The following is a 20962-nucleotide window of genomic DNA, read 5'->3' as shown; positions in this document are numbered from 1 at the left end:
AGGGGTCAGGCTTGGGCTTGGCTTCTTTCCCTGCTTAAAGACCACTAGATATCTGACTGGGCTTGTGACTGGAAAACGTGTGAGCGTACGCTACTCGTTGGGCGACGGTAGGGATGCACGACGCTGGATGTGCGTTCCTGTTACTGAGTGTCTTACCACATTGGCTCTCATCCACTACTGTGTGAGTTGATACTCCCGTAGACTGGAACCTAGATGTTCGTGCCTATGGAGCACGCTGATTAATTAATAGTGAAGTGCATCGTGTTAGCGATCACGAAGGTTGCGGTATCGAGATTGCCGCTGAAGGGGACATTAAATGTCTAACGAATTCCGCCGTAATTCCGACAATGGACGAGGCGACTTCCGGAACTCAGATTCAAACCGCAACAATTCGGGTAACGACGGATTCAAACGTCGTGATGATCGTGGCGGCTTTAAGCGCAATGACAACCGTGGCGGCTTCCGCCAGGACCGCAATGATGACCGTGGTGGTTTCAAGCGCAACGACGACCGCGGTGGTTTCAAGCGTGACGAGAACCGAGGTGGCTTCCGTAAAGATGATCGCGGTGGTTTCAAGCGCAACGACGACCGCGGCGGTTTCAAGCGTGACGAGAACCGAGGTGGCTTCCGTAACGACCGTCGCGATGATAACCGTGGTGGATTCCGCCAGGACCGCAACGATGACCGCGGTGGCTTCAAGCGCAACGACGACCGCGGTGGCTTCCGTAACGACCGTCGCGATGATAACCGTGGTGGATTCAGCCAGGACCGCAACGATGACCGCGGTGGTTTCAAGCGCAATGATGATCGCGGTGGCTTCAAGCGCAACGATGACCGTGGTGGTTTCAAGCGTGACGAGAACCGAGGTGGTTTCCGTAACGACCGTCGCGATGATAACCGTGGTGGCTTCCGCCAGGACCGCAACGATGACCGTGGTGGCTTCAAGCGCAACGATGACCGTGGTGGTTTCAAGCGTGACGAGAACCGAGGTGGTTTCCGTAACGACCGTCGCGATGATAACCGTGGTGGCTTCCGCCAGGACCGCAACGATGACCGCGGTGGCTTCAAGCGCAACGATGACCGTGGCGGATTCAAGCGTGCGGATGATCGCCGTTCTAAGGGCGAACGTCCTGCCCGTGAAGATCGCTTCGCCGACCAGCGCGGTGAGGCTCCTCGCGCGCATAACCCAGGTGACCTCCGCATTTCCAACCGTGCCGATCGTCAGCAATCACCAGATATTGACGAGGACGTCACTGGTAAGGAACTAGACCGCGTCGCCCGCGCTCAGCTGCGCTACCTCGAAGAGCGTTCAGCAAGCTGGGTCGCCAAGCACCTGGTCATGGCTGGTCGTCTGCTAGAAGATGATCCTGAGTTGGCTTACGAGCACACCTTGGCCGCTTCCCGTCGTGGTGGTCGCGTGGCAGTTGTGCGTGAAGCAGTGGGAATCGCTGCCTACCATGCAGGCAAATACGCCGATTCATTGCGCGAACTGCGTACCCACCGTCGTATTTCCGGTTCGGACTACAATCTGCCACTGATTGCTGATTCGTTGCGTGCGCTCGGTCGTCCGGAAAAAGCCATTGAACTGGCTCATTCCGAAGAGTCGGCAAACCTCGAAGCAGCAGTGAAGGTCGAGATGCAGATTGTTTCTGCAGGTGCTCACGCGGACCTTGGCAAACTCGATCAGGCGCTGGCCGAATTGGAATCCCTGGAACAGCTGAACTTCAACCGTGCTTTCTCCTTCAGCCCACGTTTGTTCACTGCCTACGCTGATCTGCTCTCGGCTGCTGGTCGTGCCGAAGATGCCAAGCGTTGGAATGAGCAGGTTCTGGTCGCCGAAAATGCTCTGGGCATCGAACGCGAAACCGAATCGTTCATCATGGATCTTGCCCCAGAAATGGACGAGGACGAAGAAGAGACTCCACGTGCCAAAGATCTGATCGAAGCCGGCGAAGATGAGCAAGTGGAAGAAGCGCCTGCTTCCGAGGCCCACATCGACGAAGAAGACGGACTGAATGAGATCAGCGAGTCCGACACGGATATCGAAGACGAGCAGGTTGAGGACGACTCCGCCAAGTAAGCTTTGGCAGTAGTAGTCAAAAATAACAAGTAGTAGGAACCACCACCGAATGCTGATCTCTGGATTTGATTCTGTCCTCTCCGACCTCGACGGCGTCGTCTACGCTGGCCCCAACGCCATCGACGACGCAGTGAAATCGCTGAATACCCTCGCGGAGGTTAACGTCACTCTGGCGTTTATCACCAACAATGCCGGGCGTTCGCCGATGTCTGTCGCAGCGCACCTGCGACAGCTGGGCGTGAAGACCAACGCCGAGCAGGTGTTCGGCTCCGCTGATGCCGGCGCCGAGATGCTCGCTCGTGAACTGAATCCTGGATCCAAAGTTTTGGTGGTGGGTTCCCCCTACCTACGCGAATGCATCACCGTTCGCGGCTTGGAAGTTGTCGAATCACACGCGGACCAACCCGCTGCAGTGATTCAAGGGTTCGACCCGGATCTGTCCTGGAAGAACTTGGCTGAAGCCTCTTACGCCATTAACCGTGGTGCGATGTGGGTAGCGACGAATACCGACCTGACCATTCCGCGTGCAGAAGGCATCGCACCAGGCAACGGTTCCTTGGTTAACGCGGTCAAGCTCGCTACCGGTTCCGAGCCCAAGGTAGCAGGCAAGCCCGAATCGTACCTTTTTGCGCGCGCCGCTGATCGTCTGGATTCCAAGCGCCCGCTGGTGGTCGGCGACCGTTTGGACACCGACATTCTTGGTGGGTTCCGTGCCGGATTCTCCACCGCGTTGGTGCTTACCGGCGTTGATTCTCCGCGCACGGCCCTAGGTGCACCGGTGGACCAGCGCCCCAACTACCTGATTAATACCCTGGCTGATCTGTATCGTCCGTACCCGACCATCAAGGTACTTGGCTTTGGGGTTCAGGTCGGCGAAGCGGTGGCCAAGGTGAATGCCGGTGCCATTGAGGTTGCCGGTAGTGAATCTGACCTTAACGCCTGGCGGGCAGCCTGCCACGCGTGGTGGTTGGCGCACCCACGTCAATCCGGCCATGAAGAGCCCGAAATCCACTTCACCGAACGCGGTATTGATACCCTGCGCCGGGTGCGGAGCTAAATATGGGGCCGCAGAATTCGCAGCCAAACCCCGGCCCGCGTGGTGCACAAGGCATAGCAGTCGAGCAAGTGCTCTCCTCGTTGGCTGACCACGACATTACCGAACACGCTGAGATCTACGAGCAGCTGCTGACCGGTTTGCAACATGAGCTGAACCGTTCGGAGTCCGGAGAATGAACCGGATTGATCAAGAACTTCTCAGCCGAGGGCTGGCTCGTTCGCGCACCGACGCGGCTAAACTATTAGCCGCCGGGCGCGTGCTCTTGGCCGGAGAGCCGGTAACCAAAGCCTCCAAGAAGGTCGGCGCGAGTGACGACATCACGGTGGTGCCCGCCGAAGGCGAAGAATACGTCTCGCGAGCCGGGCATAAACTCGCTGGCGCACTAGGTGTGTTTACGACTGTTAATCCCGAAGGTTTGCGCTGTCTGGATGCGGGCGCTTCCACCGGTGGATTTACCGACGTACTGTTGCGTCGCGGGGCAAACCATGTGGTCGCAGCGGATGTTGGGCATGGTCAGTTGGTCGCTTCCATTCGTGAAGACCCGCGAGTCTCGGTGCACGAAGGCTTGAACGTTCGGTACCTGATGCCTGAAGATATCGGGGGAGTTGTCGACCTAGTAGTAGCCGACTTGTCCTTCATTTCCTTGCGCTTGGTGATCCCTGCGCTGGCAGCAGCAACGAAAACCGGCGGTTCATTGGTGCTAATGGTCAAGCCGCAGTTCGAAGTCGGTCGTGAACATTTGAACCGCACCGGGGTAGTGACCGATCCGGTGCTGCGTAAGTGGGCGGTCGAAGCGGTGATCGCCAGTGCACAGAGCGCAGGGCTGAAATTGCGTGGACTGGCACGCAGCCCGTTGGCTGGTCAAGACGGTAATGCAGAATTCTTCCTGTGGTTGGTGGCCGACGAGGATGCCCGGGCGCACGATGTTCCGCTGATCGAGCTCAACGTTGACTATTCTTAGAAGTGACGTGCATTAGCCGGGGTCGAACGCCTCGGTCATTTTGCGCCTCACGATCCTGAGAGGGGCCGCCCGCCTTGCGCCGAATCCTAGTTTTCACCCATACCGGACGCCAAGAAGCGGTTGCCGCTGCCATTGAAACCTGCTCGCTACTTTCTGGTGCTGGAGCCAAGAGCGTTATGCGGCGCAAGGACTATGAAGCGATGCTCGATGCGGTGGGTGCAGTTGCCGATCCGATCGAAATCCTTGGAGAAGACTGCCAGATCGAAGACGTTGATCTGGGTGTGGTCTTAGGCGGGGACGGATCGGTTTTGCGAGCCGCCGAATTGGTTCGCCAAGCTCCGCTACCGTTGGTCGGGGTGAACCTGGGACACGTCGGATTCCTTGCGGAAGCTGAACGCACCGAGCTCGCTGCAACCGTCGACGCGCTGGTCAACCAGGCCTACACCGTCGAAGAGCGGATGACCATTGACGTGAAGGTTTGGCTGGACAATACGTGCCTGGCCCAAACCTGGGCGCTGAACGAAGCGGCAGTGGAAAAAGCCAATCGTGAGCGCATGGTGGAGGTTGTTATCGAGGTTGACGGCCGGCCGATTTCAACCTTTGGTTGCGACGGGGTCGTAATGGCCACCCCGACCGGTTCCACCGCCTATTCCTTCTCCGCCGGTGGTCCGGTGGTCTGGCCCGATGTTGCCGCCTTGATTATGGTGCCGATCTCCGCCCATGCACTCTTTGCAAAGCCTCTGGTGGTCTCCCCGGATTCGGTGATGGCAGTAGAAATGCTTACTCGCACGGATGCGGGAGCAGTGCTCTGGTGCGATGGGCGACGCACCATCGAAATTCCGCCCGGAGCGCGCGTTGAAGTAACTCGCAGCCAGTGCCCGGTGTATCTAGCGCGCCTGAATACCACGCCGTTCTCCGAGCGCCTGGTGAACAAATTTGAGCTGCCGATCGCTGGTTGGCGCGGACCGGCCGATGAGCAATCACGACGACCTGCCACCTCCTCGCTGCCAATTGTGGGTTCCGGGGTGCAGAGCATCGAGCCGCACTATCGTGACGAGCCTGGAATCCCGATGGTTGCCCGTCCAGAAACGAATGGCGAGCAAAGGTAGCCTACAAAAACTTTTCCACACTCTCGAACATAGTTGCGAAAACTGCGATTAGAACACATATACTAAGTTCGCACGGTACGACTTGAACTCGACCTTCGGGAGTAGGCAATGATTCAGGAAATCCAGATTTCTAACCTCGGTGTTATCACTGAGGCGACCTTACCGTTGGGGCCAGGACTCACGGTGGTTACCGGCGAAACTGGCGCCGGTAAGACCATGGTCATCACCGCACTGTCACTTCTCTTGGGACGTCGTGCGGATGCTGGCGCAGTGCGCAACGGTGCAAAGCATGCGTTGGCTGAGGCCGTGGTTCATTTGCCACCAGATCACCATGTTCTTGATGCGGCCAGTCAAGCCGGCGCCTTTATTGAACCCGCCGGTGAACAAAGTGAGCTACTGCTCTCACGTTCACTTTCGGCGCAGGGTCGCTCGCGGGCCACCATTGGCGGGCGTAGTGCACCGGTGGGTCTATTGGCCGAGTTGGGGCATGATCTGGTCGCCGTGCATGGGCAATCGGATCAGATTCGACTCAAAGAACCGGTCGCTCAGCGCGACGCGTTGGATCGTTTTGCCGGGTCATCGCTAAGTCGGGTCTTGAGCAACTACCAACGCTCGTACCGTCAATGGCGTGCAGCAGCCAAAGAATTAACCAACTTGAAAACAGAATCTCGTAATCGAGTGCGTGAAGCGGAAAACCTCCGCCTTGCCCTAGACGAGATCGATCAGCTCGATCCACAGCCTGGCGAAGACGAAGCCTTGCGCGAGCAGTCAATGAAGCTGGGCAATGTGGAATCGTTACGAACGGCCACCTCTCAAGCCCAGGCAGTGATTGACTCCGAAGACTTTGAAAACCCTGGTATCACCACATTGGCTGAGACCGCGAGGGGAGTACTAGCCCAAGCAAGCGATGATGACTCGGTGCTGACTTCCTTTGTTGAGCGAGCCGCTGAACTTGGAATCCTTGCCTCTGAACTTTCTAGTGACCTCGCTGCCTATGTGGCCGACTTGGATGAGGAAGGCCCCGAGCGACTGGCTATGATCGAGTCGCGTCGCGCCGATTTGAATAAGCTTATGCGCAAATATGCGCCGAGTGTCGACGAGGTACTCAGCTGGGCAGATGAGGCTCGCACCCGACTCGAACAGCTGGGAGGAGACGACTCGCGCATCGAAGAACTGGAAATTGAAGTTGTTGAGTTGGAGCACCAAGTGGCGTCGCTGGCGGCCGATCTTTCTGAGTCTCGTCGAAAAGCCGCTAAGAAACTTTCAACCCAGGTTTCCGCTGAACTCAAAGCCTTGGCTATGCCCGATGCACAGCTAGTCATCGAGGTCACTGAACTGGATGAACCAGGTGCCTTCGGTCAAGACGCTATTTCGATGTTGCTTTCACCGCATGCGGGCGCTTCGCCTCGCCCATTAGGCAAGGGGGCCAGTGGTGGTGAGCTCTCACGCGTCATGCTGGCCATTGAAGTTGTTCTGGCCGCCGTTGACCCGGTGCCTACGTTCGTCTTCGACGAGGTCGATCAGGGCGTAGGTGGCAAGGCCGCTGTGGCCATTGGCGAGCGTCTGGCGATGCTGGCAAAACATGTGCAGGTAATTGTGGTTACTCACCTCCCTCAGGTGGCCGCGTACGCAGACCGGCATATCCGCGTCATCAAAAACTCCGATGCCAAGGCAAAGTCCGGTTCGGGCTACACCGCTAGCGACGTCATCAACCTTGATCAGGACGCTCGTGTTAAGGAGTTGGCGCGCATGTTGGCCGGGCAAGAGGAATCCGACACAGCGCAGGCACATGCCGAGGAACTGCTCGCAGAAGCTCAGATTCTAGTGTCATCGCTCACCACGGCAAAGTGATAATTAGCCTAAAAGTCTTGGTGAACCGCTGTTTTACGGCAGCGCTAGGGCAACGCGTGATGGTGCACTAGAGTCTTAAGAGGATGCGAAATATTGGAATGGTGATAGGATGAAATCCCGTGGTGCAGCGTAATTCAACTCGTGATTCTCGGTCGTCTGAAACGACAAAGCATATCTTCGTCACCGGCGGTGTGGCCTCTTCCCTGGGTAAGGGATTGACGGCATCTAGCCTTGGACATCTACTTCGAGCTCGTGGTCTCTCAGTGACCATGCAGAAGCTCGACCCGTACCTGAACGTCGATCCAGGTACCATGAATCCTTTCCAACACGGTGAAGTCTTCGTTACTGACGACGGCGCAGAAACCGACCTGGACATTGGACACTACGAACGCTTCCTGGATGAAAACCTTCCAGGCACAGCTAACGTAACTACCGGTCAGGTGTACTCGACGGTTCTGGAACGTGAACGTCGCGGTGAATACTTGGGCGATACCGTTCAGGTGATCCCGCATATTACCGACGAAATTAAGCGTCGTATGCGTTTGGCGGCTACTGAGCCTATCGCGGGCAAGTCAGCTCCGGACGTTATTATCACCGAAATCGGTGGCACTGTTGGTGACATCGAATCCCAGCCATTCCTTGAAGCTGCGCGTCAGGTCCGTCAGGATATTGGCCGCAAGAACGCATTCTTTGTCCACGTTTCGTTGGTACCGTTTATTGGTCCGAGCCACGAACTGAAGACTAAGCCAACTCAGCATTCAGTTGCTGCTTTGCGTTCAATCGGTATTCAGCCAGATTCCTTGGTAATCCGTTCGGATCGTCCAATTCCTGCCGAAATGCGCGAGAAGTTGGGACGTACCTGTGACGTTGACACCGAGGCCGTCATCAACTGCGCAGATGCGCCAAGCATCTACGACATTCCTAAGGTCATTCACTCGCAGGGTTTGGACGCTTACATTGTTCAGACTCTGGAATTGAAGTTCCGTGATGTTGACTGGACCTCCTGGGACCGTCTGCTGGAAGTTGTTCACAATCCAGAAACCGAATTGACCGTAGCGTTGGTTGGTAAGTACATCGACCTACCAGATGCTTACCTTTCGGTAACCGAAGCATTGCGCGCTGGCGGGTTCGCCAACAACGCCAAGGTCAACATCCGCTGGGTGCCAGCCGATGATTGCGCCACCGAGGCAGGAGCTGCCAAGGCACTTGCTGGAGCCGAAGCGATTTGTGTTCCAGGTGGCTTCGGAATTCGCGGACTCGAAGGCAAGCTCGGAGCTTTGCGCTTCGCTCGTGAAAACCAACTGCCGACCCTTGGCCTGTGCTTGGGCTTGCAGTCGATGGTCATCGAGTATGCGCGTAACGTTGCAGGTCTCGAAGGCGCCTCTTCGACCGAATTTGATCCAGAAACTACCACTCCGGTGATCGCAACCATGGAGGAGCAGCTGTCCATCGTTGACGGCAAGGGCGACCTTGGTGGCACCATGCGTCTGGGGCTCTACGAAGCTAAGCTGACCGAGGGTTCCGTTCTTGCTCAGACCTACGGTAAGACCGATGTCGCTGAGCGTCACCGTCACCGTTACGAAGTCAATAACGCTTACCGCGCGCAGCTTGAAGAAGCTGGTTTGGTATTCTCCGGAACGTCTCCTGATGGCAACCTCGTAGAATTTGTTGAGCTTTCAAAGGACGTTCATCCTTACTACGTTTCCACGCAGGCTCACCCAGAGCTTTCCAGCCGACCAACCCGACCACACCCATTGTTTGCTGGTCTGGTTGCTGCGGCTCTGGAGCAGCGTAGCTAGTACACTCTGCGCAGTGTGAAAACTCTGCAGGCAAACGCGCGCCGGTCACTCTTGACCGGCGCGTCGCTGTTTAAGCTGGAGAATGAAGCCCAGCTGTTACCGAACGAAGGAAAATCCCGGTGCCGACGCCTCCCATTTCTGATGAATTTTCTCCGCGTGAACTACTGAACCGTGAGACCGTGTACCAAGGGCGAATTTGGAACGTAATTCACGATTCCGTGCAGCTCTCTGAGTCCGGCGGGAGGATCGAACGCGACTACATTGATCACCCCGGAGCGGTGAGCGTACTGGTCATGGATGATGAAGAACGGGTGCTCATGGTCAATCAATACCGTCATCCAGTGGGGATGCGGCTTTGGGAGATTCCAGCAGGATTGTTGGACGTAGCGGGGGAGCCGCCCTTGGAGGCAGCTAAACGTGAACTGTGGGAAGAAGCCGATCGCACCGCAGATCGCTGGTCTATCCTGACCGATGTTTTCCTCTCGCCTGGTTCATCTGCCGAGGCGGTGCGCATCTACCTGGCTCGTGACCCTCAGCTTGTCCCCGAAGATCAACGACATGAGCGCACAGAAGAAGAAGCCGAGATGATCAGCACCTGGGTGCCATTGCGTGAAGCCGTCGCAGCCGTCCTGTCCGGAAAGATTCACAATCCTACGGCGATGATCGCCATCTTGGCAGCTCATGCGGCCCGGGCGGAGAACTACGAGTCCCTGCGCGAGCCCGACGAAGCTTTCGACGTTCATCCATACTTGCGTCAGGTATGAGCGAAGCATTTGAGCGCGCGGTCAAACGCTACTTGCAGCACCTAGCCATCGAACGCGGTCTAGCCGAAAATACCCTCGACTCCTACCGCCGGGACCTCACCCGCTACGTCACTGCGCTGAGTAGTTATTCGCTCGCCGGTCCGCAGGATATTACCGAGGCGACCATCAGTAGTTACCTGCAAGAATTATCGCGCGGCGATGAGGAACATCAACCTTTGGGCGCGCGCTCGGTAGCACGCCATGCCGTCGCTATCCGCCAGGTACACAAGTATTGGGAGCTCGAAGGTATTTGCGTGCCCAATCCGGCGCGCGAGATTCAACCCCCTGCCATTGGTCAGTCGTTGCCGAAAGCAATTTCCATTGGCCAAGTCACCAAATTGCTCGATTCCATTTCCACCGAGACCCCGGCGGGGCTACGTGACCGTGCGATTCTCGAATTTTTGTATGCCACCGGCGCGCGTATTTCCGAGGTCGTTGATCTCGATGTGGACGATCTGCACTTCGCTGATGACGCGGTGGTACGTCTTTTTGGTAAGGGGTCTAAGGAGCGGATTGTGCCGGTGGGCGGTTATGCGCAGCGAGCCGTCAGCGATTACCTGGTGCGATCGCGCCCAGGCCTTGCGGTCAAGGGAAAAGGTACCCCTGCACTCTTTTTGAATCAGCGTGGGGGAAGGCTCTCACGTCAATCAGTCTGGCTGCTGATCAGCAATACCGCTGAACGTGCCGGTATCACCGCAGAAGTTTCCCCGCACACCTTGCGCCACTCCTTTGCCACCCACCTTCTAGAAGGCGGCGCCGACGTACGAGTGGTGCAAGAACTGTTAGGGCACGCATCGGTGACGACCACCCAAATCTACACCAAGGTCAGCGTCGATTCATTGCGCGAGACTTATCAACTAGCACATCCGCGGGTCAACTAGTGGTGGCGAGGTTGGCCAAACCCGAAGCGGCCAGGCCCATTGCGCTCGTTGCATTCATTGATCGCAGTGGCGGGCGAGAACAATTGTTGTTGGGTCGTAAGCTACGAGGGTTCGGCCAGGGCAAGATCGTGCTCCCCGGCGGGAAAGTCGAAGCAGGTGAAGGTCTTGTTGATGCGGCGATTCGGGAGTTCCGCGAAGAGACGGGCCTTGACGTGGCGCCCAAGGATCTGGAACTGTCAGCGCAAATCAACTTCAGATTCAGCGCACTTGAATCGGCGAATATGGATTGCGCAACGTTTATCACCAGGTCCGCGCTGGGAGAACCGAGCATTAGCGAGGAACTTGAACCATTGTGGGTGGATCCGCTGGAGCTACCGACTATGCAGATGTGGCCAGATGCGCAACACTGGCTACCTCGACTAGTTGCGGGAGAGAAATTCACCGCCACCATCGTGATCGACACAGATAACGTCTCGATGAAAAATTTAAAGCTCGATCCGTGGGCCTAGCATCCGTGGGCCTAGCTTTCTAGCTGAAAACTAGCCCGAACATTACGTGTCCTCTGGTTCAAAGATCAGCAGATCACCTGGCTGGCAGTCGAGTTCCCGGCAGAGCGCTTCGAGGGTGCTGAAGCGAACGGCCTTGGCGCGCCCATTCTTGAGAACTGCCAGATTCGCTGGTGTGATGCCGATTTTTTCCGACAGTTCACCGACGGCCATTTTTCGTTTTGCCAGCATGACGTCTATATCTACTCGGATGCCCATCAGATCACCCCACCCAACTCATCGCGAAGTGCGGCTGCCTGAGTTTGGGTGGTGGCTGCTTGGTCGAGTAACTGCCGTAGCACTAGGACGATAATGCTGATGCCGATCATCAGGAGCCCCGCGCCACCCACAAGCAATACAGCTCCTGGTGCAATTTCGGTGCTTGTCGCCAAGATGGCTCCCAGTACCAGCGTGGCTAGCGAAGCGATCGCAAAAGCGATAATAATCGGCGTTACATAGCCCAGCGATGCTGGATCGAAGACTGTCCCTCGTTTGACCCTCGTGGCTAGTTTCCACACGCAAATCACGCAGGTTTCAATGACGAGTCCGGCGAGGAACAGGTAGCTCAGGAATGAGGTTTGCAGCAACCGTTCGCCTGAGTCACTGCTTGCTTCATGAATGAGGATCATCGGAATCATGAACAGTTGCACAAAGAGTGTGCCTGCCGTGATGAGGGCCAGAACGACCTTGAGGCCGAGAATACTGTATTTTCCCATGAGCACTTGCCCTATCGTTCTTCAGAATGTTTCTATCGTTAAACGATAGGCCGGTGGATGTGATTCCGCAACTCTGAGCGCGCGGATCCGCGCTTGGAAATGGACGCGGGTACGACAATGGCCATGGGGCCGACAAATTGCTTTCGGACCCATGGCCATGATCGGTACTTCTGCGACTTAGAGTGCTCGCTGATCCTCACCGTTGTAGGCGGAGAGCGGGCGGATTAACGCGTTGGCTGCGCGCTGCTCAAAAATATGGCTAGTCCAACCGGTGATACGTGCCGCGATGAAGATGGGGGTGAACATTTCGGTGTCGAAGCCCATCAGATGATAGGTCGGGCCCGCTGGATAGTCGAGATTCGGCTTGATGGCCTTGGCTTGGTCCATTGCCGCTTCAAGGCCGTCGTAAAGCCCGAGCATTTCATGCCGGCCGTAGTGCTCGATCATGCGATCGAGGGCTGCCTTCATGGTGGGGACACGTGAGTCGCCGTGCTTGTATACACGGTGACCGAAGCCCATGACCTTCTTCTTATTGGCCAGCGCATCTTCCATCCAGCTTTTGGCGCGCTGGGCCGCTTCTTCGCGGGATTCCTCCTTGTTGATGCCGATCTCATTAAAGGTGTGCATGACCGCTTCGTTCGCTCCGCCATGAAGCGGGCCCTTGAGCGCGCCGATCGCGCCGGTGACCGCCGAGTGTAGATCCGAGAGGGTGGAGGTGATTACACGGGCGGTGAAGGTGGAGGCGTTGAAGGAGTGCTCTGCATAGAGCACCATCGAAACCCGGAATGCGTCAACAACTTCGGGGGCAGCTTCTTCTCCAAAAGTCATCCAGAGGAAGTTTGCGGAGTAGTCCAGGTCTTCGCGTGGAGCAATGAGTTCTTGACCGCGTCGACGACGCTGATCGTAGGCTACAACTGCCGGAAACGCCGCGAAGAGTTCCTTGGCCTTGAGCAGTTCTGCTTCGGGGGAGGAATTTTCTGCTTGCGGGTGGTTGGCACCGATCACGGAGACTGCGGTACGGCCAACATCCATGGGGTGGCAATCTAAAGGTAGCAGGTCGATAGCGGTCTTGACCCCAGGATCTAGGGCACGGTTGGCGCGTTCAAAGGCACTGAATTCGGTGAGCTCACTTTGTGAGGGCAATTCGCCGGTCCACAAGAGCAGGGCCACCTCTTCAAAGGACTTGCTAGCGGCCAAATCCTGCACCGGATATCCGCGATACAGTAGCGAATTTGTTTCGGGGTTGACCTTAGAGACGGCGGTGTAGTCAACGACGACGCCTGCTAGGCCCTTTTTGATTTCCTCGGTGGTAGTCATTCTTGCTCCTCTTCATTGACGGAGAACTCTTTGGTTGCCTGCGCCGACCGGCGTTGCCAGTCGGCGCAGGGGGTTTCTTGGTGCGAGCCTAAAGGTTCGCGCTGTTCGAATCAATGTCCAAGGTAGGGACCTGGAAGTTGAAAATACCGGTATCGAAGCGGTTGTACGCTTCATAGTCCACGAGCTCGTAGAGACGTGATCTAGTTAACATATTATCCACTTCGCGCTGCTGGGTTCCATCTTCACTGATGGCATCCAGTACACGTTCGGCCGCTCCCATCGCGCTACGCAAGAGGGTGACCGGGTAGATGATCAGTGCGACGCCAGCGTCGGCCAGTTCTTGGCGGTTGAACAGTTCGGACTTGCCGAACTCGGTCATATTCGCCAGGACCGGTACGTTCACCGCGTTGCATACGGCCTCAAATTCGGCCACGGTTTTCATCGCCTCGGGGAAAATCGCATCAGCGCCAGCATCAACCATGGCTTTGGCTCGATCGATCGCCGAGTCTAGACCTTCAATCGCACGGATGTCGGTGCGGGCCATGATCAGGAAGTTTTCATCGATGCGGGCGTCGGCCGCGGCGGCGATGCGTTTGAGCATGGTGTCGGTATCTACCACGTTTTTGCCGTCCAGATGCCCGCAACGCTTCGGGTTGAACTGGTCCTCGATATGACAACCGGCCAAGCCTGCATATTCAAGCTCTTGAATGGTGCGGGCCACGTTCATAGGCTCGCCAAATCCGGTATCAGCATCCACGATGGCGGGCAGGTCGGACATGCGCGCGATCTGCCCGGCGCGGGTGGCAACCTCGGTCAGGGAAGTCAACCCGATGTCTGGTAGCCCCAGCTCGTTGGCGAGTACCGCGCCGGAGATGTAGATGCCGTCGAACTGCTTTTCGCCGATCAGCTTGGCCGAGAGCGGGTTGAACGCACCGGGGAATTGTCGGGCAGCCCCCGGGGTGAGCATTTGGCGCAGCGCCTGGCGCTTTGCCGCTGGTGTTTTTGTCGAGTACAACATTTTAGAACAAGCCCTTCGGTGCGGCCGCGGTGTTGATGACCCCGTCGGCAGCTTGGATGTTCAGCTGATCTAGCTCACCGGCACCGAGGTTTTCTAGGTTCTCCGCTGCCGCGATAAAGCGGTCAATCTCTGCCTGGTCAACGAGTCCGGCGGCTAACGTGCGGAATTTGTTGATGTACTGATCGCGAGCGAAAGGTCGTGCGCCCAACGGGTGCGCGTCGGCCACAGCGATGGAATCGGTGATTACGGTGCCGTCGGTGAGGGTGATTTCCACCGAGCCACCGAAGGCTTTTTCTGCGATGTCCAACGAGTGGTAGCGGCGGGTCCACTCTGGATCTTCCTCGGTGGTGACCTTGTGCCAAAGTTCTACGGTGTCGGCCCGACCTGCACGTTCTGGCGAGTAGGAATCCACGTGGTGCCATGCACCGTCCTGCAACGCAACGGTGAAGATATATGGAATCGAGTGGTCCAGGGTTTCGCGGCTGGCGGTGGGATCGTACTTCTGCGGATCATTCGCGCCGGAACCGATGACGTAGTGGGTGTGATGGCTGGTTTTGATCAGTACCGAGGCAACGTTTTTCGGGTCGGTAGCTTCGGGGTGTTCGCCATTGAGCTTACGAGCCAAATCGATCCAAGCCTGGGCTTGGTACTCCGCGGAATGTTCTTTGGTGTACGTGTCCAAGATGGCGCGCTTGGCTTCGCCTGCTTCGGGCAGTGGTACCTCGTAGGCGGCGTCCGCGCCGTCCAACATCCATGCGATGACACCATCTTCGCCCTCATAGATGGGCACTGGGGAACTCTGGCCGCGCATGGCACGGTCGGCGGCTTCTACGGCCATTTTGCCTGCGAAGGCCGGGGCATGGGCCTTCCATGTGGAGATCTCGCCCTTACGTGACTGGCGAGTTGCGGTAGTGGTGTGCAGGCCCTGCCCCACAGCCTGGAAGATGGTTTCCAAATCCAAACCGAGCAGGCTGCCGATGCCGGCGGCCGCCGAAGGGCCAAGGTGGGCTACATGGTCGATCTTGTGCTTGTGCAGGCAAATGGCTTTGACAAGATCCACCTGAATTTCATAGCCGGTAGCGATGCCACGAATCAGGTCCTTGCCCGAAGCGCCAGTGTGCTGCGCGACAGCCAGAATCGGGGGAATGTTATCGCCAGGGTGAGAGTATTCGGCGGCCAAGAAGGTGTCGTGGTAGTCCAGTTCACGCACGGCCACGCCGTTAGCCCAAGCCGCCCACTCGGGGGAGACCTTTTCACGGATGCCGAAAACCGATGCGCCCGATCCGCCGGTGGACGGTGCGTGGGTGAGGGCTTGGGCACGGGCGGCGATAATCGGTCCGCGATTCAACGAGGCGATGGCTACCGAGGCGTTGTCAATGATGCGGTTGATGATCATGTCGGTAACTTCGGAGGTGACCGCTACCGGGTCGGTGGCCACCGCTGCAATCTTGTGTGCCAACTGGTCTTCGCGCGCCAGGTTTTCCTCGGAGCGGTAAACACGTACTGGGTGCTTGATCATGATGTTATTGCCTTTCGGATCCGACCGCGTGGGTCATGATGTGGGTCAGGGATTGGTGTAGGTGAACTGTGGTGGCTGCCGCTGCGACCTCGGGATTTCCGCTGGCTATCGCTCGGGCTATGGCGGCATGTTCGCCGGCAGAAGCTTTGAGTCGATCCGGGTTGTCTTTGGCCAAGCGTCGCACACGTTGCAAGTGGACTCTTAAGGTGCGCAGTGCATTGGAGAGGTACGAGTTGTTGGCGGCCTCATCGATTGAGTCATCGAGCAACTGCACCAGCTGGTAATACTGCTCGCGTGTACCGGGGACGGATATCTCGTGGGCCGAGCGTTCAAAGCGTTGTGCCAGCTGTGCGAAACTTCCGTTTTTTGGTGAGTTGGCTGCGGCTCGTGCGCTGGCGCACTCTAAGGCAACGCGAAGAACGAACAAGTCTTCTACGTGATCTTCACTGACCTCGGAGACGACGGTTCCCCGCCCACGTTGTTGAATCGCCAAGCCGTCGGCTACCAATCGGCTTAGCGCTTCGCGAACCGGTGTTCGCGAAACTCCCAGGCGTTCTGACTGCTCGACTTCTCCCAGAACGGTGCCTGGAGCCAGTTTCCATTCAACGATGTCGGCGCGGAGGCTCTCGTACACCTTGTCGCTTGCTTTCATGGCTCAAGTGTATACACAGAAGTGCCTTTAGTGGGGATTTTTCCGAAAAACTTGCAGAAACTTTCAAAATTTGTATACATAAACCTTGTCGTGTGGTGATCTAACTCATAGGGTAGGTAGCGAGGACGACCTCAGTCACCACACAGGTGCCGGGTAATGAGGCCCGGTGTCAGGAGGAAAAACCATGGCGCAGGAATATCGTCGGGCTTTTGCCCAATCTACCGAAGATCCATCGGCCTTCTGGCTGAAAGCCGCGCAAGATCTTAAGTGGGACTCGTTCCCCGAAATCGCGATCGACGACACCCGTCAGCCGCTATATTCCTGGTTCCCCGATGGGAAACTGAACCTATCGGTTAATGCGCTTGATCGTCACGTAGAAGCCGGTCGGGGAGAGGAAACAGCACTGATCTACGATTCGGCAGTGCTGGGGACGGTGGAGACCTACAGTTACAACCAGCTACTGCGTCAGGTAGAAACGTTCGCCGGTGCCCTGGCCGCCAACGGTGTGAGCACCGGGGACCGAGTGCTGATCTATCTGCCCATGATCCCGCAAGCGGCTATCGCGATGCTCGCCTGCGCCAGGCTCGGGGCGGTGCATTCGGTGGTCTTTGGTGGCTTTGCGCCCAAGGAATTAGCTGCCCGCATTACCGACTGTGCCCCGGTTGTGGTGGTGACAGCCTCCGGCGGTATCGAGCCGAGTCGGCGCATCGAGTATTTGCCTGCGGTGGCCGAGGCGTTGTCGTTGGCGACGCCGAGCGTGAAAAATGTGATCGTCGCCCATCGAGATGGTTTTGAGCATGATCTGGGGCAGTATCACGGACAGCGTTTCAGCGGTCAAGAAATCTCTTGGTTGGATTGGGAGCAAGTGTGCGCCGAGGCCACGCCGGCCGCCCCGGTCAGTGTTGCCTCAACCCATCCGCTGTATGTGCTCTACACCTCCGGTACCACCGGTGCGCCCAAAGGAGTGGTACGCGATACCGGCGGATACGGCACCGCGTTGCAGTATTCGATGGACGCGATCTACGATGTGCACCCTGAGGACACCATGTTTACCGCATCCGACGTGGGCTGGGTGGTCGGGCACTCCTACATTGTGTACGCGCCATTGATCGCCGGGGCGACCACGGTGCTCTATGAAGGCAAACCGGTGGGCACCCCCGATGCCGGAGTCTTCGGCCGAATTATTCAGGATCATAAGGTCACCACGATGTTCACCGCCCCTACTGCCTTGCGCGCGGTACGCAAAGCTGACCCTGAAGGCGCGCTGATCGCCGGATATGATCTGTCTACCCTGCGGGCGCTATTTGTCGCCGGCGAGCGCCTGGATCCGGACACCTATCACTTCGCATCGAACCTATTGGGGATCCCGGTAGTGGATAACTGGTGGCAGACCGAAACCGGGTGGCCGATCGCCTCCAATCCATTGGGTTTGGAGGAACTGGCCCCCAAGGCGGGATCGCCCACCACACCGGTTCCCGGTTTTGCGGTGCAGATTCGTGACGCGATGGGAGAAGAATTGCCGAGGGGTCAGGAAGGCAATATTGTGGTGCGTTTGCCGCTGCCGCCGGGCGCACTGAGCACACTGTGGGGCAATGACCAACGGTTTATCGACACCTATTTGAGCCAGATTGAAGGTTGTTACCTCACCGGTGACTCTGGCTATATCGACGAGGACGGCTACCTGTTTGTCATGGGGCGCACCGATGACGTCATTAATGTGGCCGGTCACCGACTGTCTACCGGGGCGATGGAGCAGGTGTTGGCTAGTCACCCGGCGGTGGCTGAATGCGCGGTGATTGGTTTGGCTGATGCACTCAAGGGTCAACGTGCCAGTGGGTACGTGGTGCTCAAGTCCGGAGTAGAGGTCGACGAGCAGGTGTTGAGGCAGGAAATTGTGGCGCTAGTGCGCAAGCACATTGGTGCTGTCGCTGACTTCCGCGAAGTCAGGGTGGTAGCGGCCCTGCCCAAAACTCGTTCGGGCAAGATTCTGCGTAAGACCATGCGCCAGATTGCCGACGGTAAGGACTATACGGTTCCCTCTACCATTGAGGACACGGCGGTCCTTGACGAATTGGTTCCGCTCTTACGTCCGGGGAAGTAGTAGCTTCGCCCGGATACGCACTAGTGGCCAGGGGCTGCTCGGTATTCATATTCCGGGCGGCCCCTAGTGCCATGTCGGGGCTGCTTGATGACGGCTTTGGAATCAAAGAGGTGCTCTAGGTAGCGGCGTGCGGTGACTCGGGAGATACCAAGTTCTTCGCCTAGCTCGGTGGCCGAAAGACAGCGTTCGGGCTGGGAATGAAGGTGATCGGTGATCTGTGCCAATGTTTCGGGGATCAGTCCCTTGGGTAGGGATACCGAGGCGGTGGAGGTACGGAGGGCCGAGAATGCGTTGTCCAATGCTGCTTGGCTGGTGTCGGTTCCGGTGGAGCGCATGCTGGCGATGAAGTGTCGGTGGTTTTCTAGTTTTTCGGTGAAGGCTGCAAAGGTGAAGGGTTTGATTAGGTACTGGGTGATGCCTGTGGCCACCGCTGAGCGAACCACCGCTAGGTCACGCACGGCGGTGATGGCGATGATGTCGGTGGTCAGTCCGCGCCCGCGCATCCTTTTAGCTACGTCAATACCGTGCAGATCCGGCAGGGTCATATCCAGTAGGACCAGGTCGATCGGGGAGCCGGAGCGTTGGGCGCGGGTTAGCAGTGCCAGTGCTTCTTGGCCGTTGCCTGCGATCGCGCCGGTGGTGAAGCCGGGGACACGGTTCACGTACTTGGCGTGGGCGGCCGCGGTCTCTGGTTCATCGTCTACGACCAGGACCAAGATGTCATCTTCGCTCAGCGAGGAACGTGGCGTGATGATGCGGGGATCTGGCATTGAGAAAACTCCTGAGCTAGTTGCTGTGGGCCAGCGGCAGGGTCACGGTGAAGATCGCCCCGGCATCATTGTCAACATTCATTGTGCCATCTAGTCGCAGTACCGCTTGCTGTACCAGCGCCAGACCCAGTCCGCGCGGTTGCGAGCCGATTTTGGTGCTCACGCCAAATTGTAGGAGCTGATTCAGGAATTCCGGTTCGATTCCGGGACCCGAGTCGGCCACCGAAATGATCAGCTCGTGCTTATCGGCGGTGACTTCCACCCAGACGGTGGCTTCGGCGGTACCCACCGAAACGTCCATCGCATTATCTAACAGGTTTCCCACGATGGTGACCATGTCACTGGCGGCGAAGGCGTCGGGTGGAATGACTCCATGGGCGGTGATATCGAGTTTGAGGCCTCGTTCGTGTGCTTGGGCGGATTTGGCAACCAACAGACTGGAAAGGTAGGCATCATCGATGGAATTCACGATCGCGTCGGTCAGTTTTTGTGAGTGCGCTCGATCGTCCACCGCGAAGGCCAACGCTCGATCGCTTTGACCGTTTTCGATCAGCGAGGCGATGGTATGCAGACGGTTGGCGTGTTCGTGGGTTTGCGCTCGCAGGGCGGTGGAGAAGGTCTTCAGCGATTGCACCTCACCGGCGAGTTCCTGAACCTCGGTCAAATCGCGCAGGGTCAATACCGTTCCGGTGAGCGGTTGCATACCAAACCAGCGCAATGGGGCTCGCGAGTGGCCGGGTAAACGAGTGGTGGTCAGTCGTGCTGGTCCCTGAGAAATGGAAAGTACTGTACGTGCGCCCAAATGAATTTCATCCTTGCAGGTGCGCCCGGTAGTCATGAGGGTGCGCAGGGTCTCGGGCAGCGGAATCTGGTTCGGATCAAGACCGGATCCCGGGGCTTGTTCGGGCAGGTCCAGTAGGCGCACGGCCTCTTGGTTGTACAGGACGATGCGATGTCGTCGATCAAGCAGTATTAGTCCTTCGCGGACCGAATGTAGGGCGGAGAAGTAGAAGGCATAGAGTCGGCGCAACCCGTGAGGGCCAAAGCCCAAGGTGGCTTGGTTGACGTAGCGGGAGAATGACCATGAGGTAAAGCCGGCCAAGAGCAGTGCGAGGGCGCAGGTCAGCAGGATTTGTGGCAGCTCGCCGCGGTATATGGTTTGCAGGTTCTCTAGGGTGATGCCCGTAGCGACCATACCTACCAGTTTTCCATCGTGGTACACCGGAGCGATGGTACGCACCGATTGACCCAAAGTGCCCAGCGCCACCTCGTTATAGGTTTGTCCATGCAATGCCTGCTCGGTGGAGCCGGCGTATTTCTGGCCGATGCGTTGTTTATTGGGGTGAGTGACGCGCACCGTGTCGGGGGTCATGATCGAGATGAAATCCACGCCCTGCCCACGGTCCAAAATCTTGTTGGTGTAGGGCTGTAATTCTTCACTGGGGTTCTTTCCCGCCAGCGCGTTGGAGACGAAAGGATCATTGGCCAAGGTGATCGAAATCGTGGCAACGGTCGCCTGTTTGTCATCAAGGATGACGCGGGCTTGTTGCTGGTAAGTAGCCACGGCCATGCCGATGACAACGAGGATGACCACGAGCATTTGAGCCGCAAAAATCAGCAGCGCAAAGGACCACCCGCGACGACGTAGTGGGGTGGGGATGGCATCGTTGCTCATCTGCTGAGGCAACGACAGGTCGGTGAAGTGATCTGTCACGTTGCTCTGCCTTTCGTGCGTGGTCCTACTTCTTGGTGCCAGTGCGTGACCAATATGAACGCAATAGAG

At 57.5% G+C, this 20962-nt stretch carries 19 protein-coding genes; 11 read left to right on the top strand and 8 right to left on the bottom strand.

The features are described 5' to 3' along the window. Window positions 1–316 precede the first annotated feature (316 nt). From FJV47_RS07930 to FJV47_RS07885, 10 genes are all read left to right on the top strand, one after another. Window positions 317–2080, top strand: a complete 1764-nt coding sequence (locus tag FJV47_RS07930) for a tetratricopeptide repeat protein (RefSeq protein WP_159611759.1) — start codon at window positions 317–319, stop codon at window positions 2078–2080. 49 nt (window positions 2081–2129) lie between these two features. Next, on the top strand, window positions 2130–3137 hold the full coding sequence (locus FJV47_RS07925) for an HAD-IIA family hydrolase (protein ID WP_159611757.1): 1008 nt from the start codon (window positions 2130–2132) through the stop codon (window positions 3135–3137). A 2-nt stretch (window positions 3138–3139) separates the two neighbouring features. Next, the gene (locus tag FJV47_RS07920) at window positions 3140–3313 is read left to right on the top strand and encodes a hypothetical protein (protein WP_159611755.1); all 174 of its coding nucleotides are present in this window, start codon (window positions 3140–3142) and stop codon (window positions 3311–3313) included. Then, window positions 3310–4098 (top strand): TlyA family RNA methyltransferase, encoded by a 789-nt coding sequence (locus FJV47_RS07915; RefSeq protein ID WP_159611753.1) that lies wholly within the window; start codon window positions 3310–3312, stop codon window positions 4096–4098. Before FJV47_RS07920 ends, FJV47_RS07915 begins: the two co-directional genes overlap by 4 nt. Window positions 4099–4172: 74 nt before the next feature. Further along, complete coding sequence (locus FJV47_RS07910; protein WP_159611751.1) at window positions 4173–5207, top strand: NAD kinase; 1035 nt, start codon at window positions 4173–4175, stop codon at window positions 5205–5207. Window positions 5208–5315: 108 nt separating this feature from the next. After that, window positions 5316–7058 (top strand): DNA repair protein RecN, encoded by a 1743-nt coding sequence (recN, locus tag FJV47_RS07905; RefSeq protein WP_159611749.1) that lies wholly within the window; start codon window positions 5316–5318, stop codon window positions 7056–7058. Between the two features lie 119 nt (window positions 7059–7177). Beyond that, entirely contained in the window at window positions 7178–8857 is a 1680-nt protein-coding gene (locus tag FJV47_RS07900; RefSeq protein WP_159611747.1) for a CTP synthase, read from the top strand. Between the two features lie 119 nt (window positions 8858–8976). Continuing rightward, window positions 8977–9621: an NUDIX hydrolase gene (locus FJV47_RS07895; RefSeq protein ID WP_159611745.1), complete on the top strand. Its 645-nt coding sequence runs from the start codon at window positions 8977–8979 to the stop codon at window positions 9619–9621. Beyond that, window positions 9618–10541 carry a site-specific tyrosine recombinase XerD gene (xerD, locus tag FJV47_RS07890; protein ID WP_159611743.1) on the top strand — a complete coding sequence of 308 codons (924 nt, stop codon included), beginning with the start codon at window positions 9618–9620 and terminating at the stop codon, window positions 10539–10541. Before FJV47_RS07895 ends, xerD begins: the two co-directional genes overlap by 4 nt. Before the next feature lie 11 nt (window positions 10542–10552). After that, window positions 10553–11050 carry an 8-oxo-dGTP diphosphatase gene (locus tag FJV47_RS07885; protein WP_159611741.1) on the top strand — a complete coding sequence of 166 codons (498 nt, stop codon included), beginning with the start codon at window positions 10553–10555 and terminating at the stop codon, window positions 11048–11050. A 42-nt stretch (window positions 11051–11092) separates the two neighbouring features. Here the strand turns inward: FJV47_RS07885 and FJV47_RS07880 are convergent, their stop codons facing one another. The 6 genes from FJV47_RS07880 to FJV47_RS07855 form a co-directional block, all read right to left on the bottom strand. Beyond that, the gene (locus tag FJV47_RS07880) at window positions 11093–11305 is read right to left on the bottom strand and encodes a helix-turn-helix transcriptional regulator (protein WP_159611739.1); all 213 of its coding nucleotides are present in this window, start codon (window positions 11303–11305) and stop codon (window positions 11093–11095) included. Beyond that, window positions 11305–11802, bottom strand: a complete 498-nt coding sequence (locus FJV47_RS07875) for a DUF2975 domain-containing protein (protein ID WP_159611737.1) — start codon at window positions 11800–11802, stop codon at window positions 11305–11307. The genes FJV47_RS07880 and FJV47_RS07875 overlap by 1 nt, the downstream gene beginning before the upstream one ends. Window positions 11803–11979: 177 nt before the next feature. Next, window positions 11980–13119, bottom strand: coding sequence for a bifunctional 2-methylcitrate synthase/citrate synthase (locus tag FJV47_RS07870; RefSeq protein WP_159611735.1), 1140 nt, complete (start codon window positions 13117–13119; stop codon window positions 11980–11982). 88 nt (window positions 13120–13207) lie between these two features. Then, window positions 13208–14137, bottom strand: coding sequence for a methylisocitrate lyase (prpB, locus tag FJV47_RS07865; RefSeq protein WP_159611733.1), 930 nt, complete (start codon window positions 14135–14137; stop codon window positions 13208–13210). Between the two features lies 1 nt (window position 14138). After that, window positions 14139–15656 (bottom strand): MmgE/PrpD family protein, encoded by a 1518-nt coding sequence (locus tag FJV47_RS07860; RefSeq protein ID WP_159611731.1) that lies wholly within the window; start codon window positions 15654–15656, stop codon window positions 14139–14141. A 4-nt stretch (window positions 15657–15660) separates the two neighbouring features. After that, window positions 15661–16308, bottom strand: coding sequence for a GntR family transcriptional regulator (locus tag FJV47_RS07855; protein WP_159611729.1), 648 nt, complete (start codon window positions 16306–16308; stop codon window positions 15661–15663). Between the two features lie 184 nt (window positions 16309–16492). Here FJV47_RS07855 and FJV47_RS07850 point away from each other — a divergent pair, with 184 nt between their 5' ends. Further along, a complete protein-coding gene (locus FJV47_RS07850) occupies window positions 16493–18409 on the top strand; it encodes an AMP-binding protein (RefSeq protein WP_159611727.1) in 1917 nt (638 codons plus the stop codon). Window positions 18410–18429: 20 nt separating this feature from the next. On the opposite strand, the gene FJV47_RS07845 is transcribed toward FJV47_RS07850, so the two are convergent. Both FJV47_RS07845 and FJV47_RS07840 read right to left on the bottom strand, forming a co-directional pair. Further along, a complete protein-coding gene (locus FJV47_RS07845; RefSeq protein WP_159611725.1) occupies window positions 18430–19179 on the bottom strand; it encodes a response regulator in 750 nt (249 codons plus the stop codon). A 16-nt stretch (window positions 19180–19195) separates the two neighbouring features. Next, a complete protein-coding gene (locus tag FJV47_RS07840; RefSeq protein WP_159611723.1) occupies window positions 19196–20893 on the bottom strand; it encodes an ATP-binding protein in 1698 nt (565 codons plus the stop codon). Window positions 20894–20962 lie beyond the last annotated feature (69 nt).

It is taken from the genome of Glutamicibacter sp. JC586, from assembly GCF_009805585.1.
Lineage (GTDB): Bacteria > Actinomycetota > Actinomycetes > Actinomycetales > Micrococcaceae > Glutamicibacter.
This window is presented reverse-complemented; position numbering and strand designations above follow the sequence as displayed.

Coding starts and splice junctions, on each gene's coding strand:
- FJV47_RS07860 (WP_159611731.1), bottom strand. CDS start 15,656: ATGATCAAGCACCCAGTACGTGTTTACCGCTCCGAGGAAAACCTGGCG.
- FJV47_RS07850 (WP_159611727.1), top strand. CDS start 16,493: ATGGCGCAGGAATATCGTCGGGCTTTTGCCCAATCTACCGAAGATCCA.
- FJV47_RS07880 (WP_159611739.1), bottom strand. CDS start 11,305: ATGGGCATCCGAGTAGATATAGACGTCATGCTGGCAAAACGAAAAATG.
- FJV47_RS07845 (WP_159611725.1), bottom strand. CDS start 19,179: ATGCCAGATCCCCGCATCATCACGCCACGTTCCTCGCTGAGCGAAGAT.
- prpB (WP_159611733.1), bottom strand. CDS start 14,137: ATGTTGTACTCGACAAAAACACCAGCGGCAAAGCGCCAGGCGCTGCGC.
- FJV47_RS07930 (WP_159611759.1), top strand. CDS start 317: ATGTCTAACGAATTCCGCCGTAATTCCGACAATGGACGAGGCGACTTC.
- FJV47_RS07920 (WP_159611755.1), top strand. CDS start 3,140: ATGGGGCCGCAGAATTCGCAGCCAAACCCCGGCCCGCGTGGTGCACAA.
- FJV47_RS07925 (WP_159611757.1), top strand. CDS start 2,130: ATGCTGATCTCTGGATTTGATTCTGTCCTCTCCGACCTCGACGGCGTC.
- FJV47_RS07870 (WP_159611735.1), bottom strand. CDS start 13,119: ATGACTACCACCGAGGAAATCAAAAAGGGCCTAGCAGGCGTCGTCGTT.
- FJV47_RS07875 (WP_159611737.1), bottom strand. CDS start 11,802: ATGGGAAAATACAGTATTCTCGGCCTCAAGGTCGTTCTGGCCCTCATC.
- FJV47_RS07915 (WP_159611753.1), top strand. CDS start 3,310: ATGAACCGGATTGATCAAGAACTTCTCAGCCGAGGGCTGGCTCGTTCG.
- xerD (WP_159611743.1), top strand. CDS start 9,618: ATGAGCGAAGCATTTGAGCGCGCGGTCAAACGCTACTTGCAGCACCTA.
- FJV47_RS07855 (WP_159611729.1), bottom strand. CDS start 16,308: ATGAAAGCAAGCGACAAGGTGTACGAGAGCCTCCGCGCCGACATCGTT.
- recN (WP_159611749.1), top strand. CDS start 5,316: ATGATTCAGGAAATCCAGATTTCTAACCTCGGTGTTATCACTGAGGCG.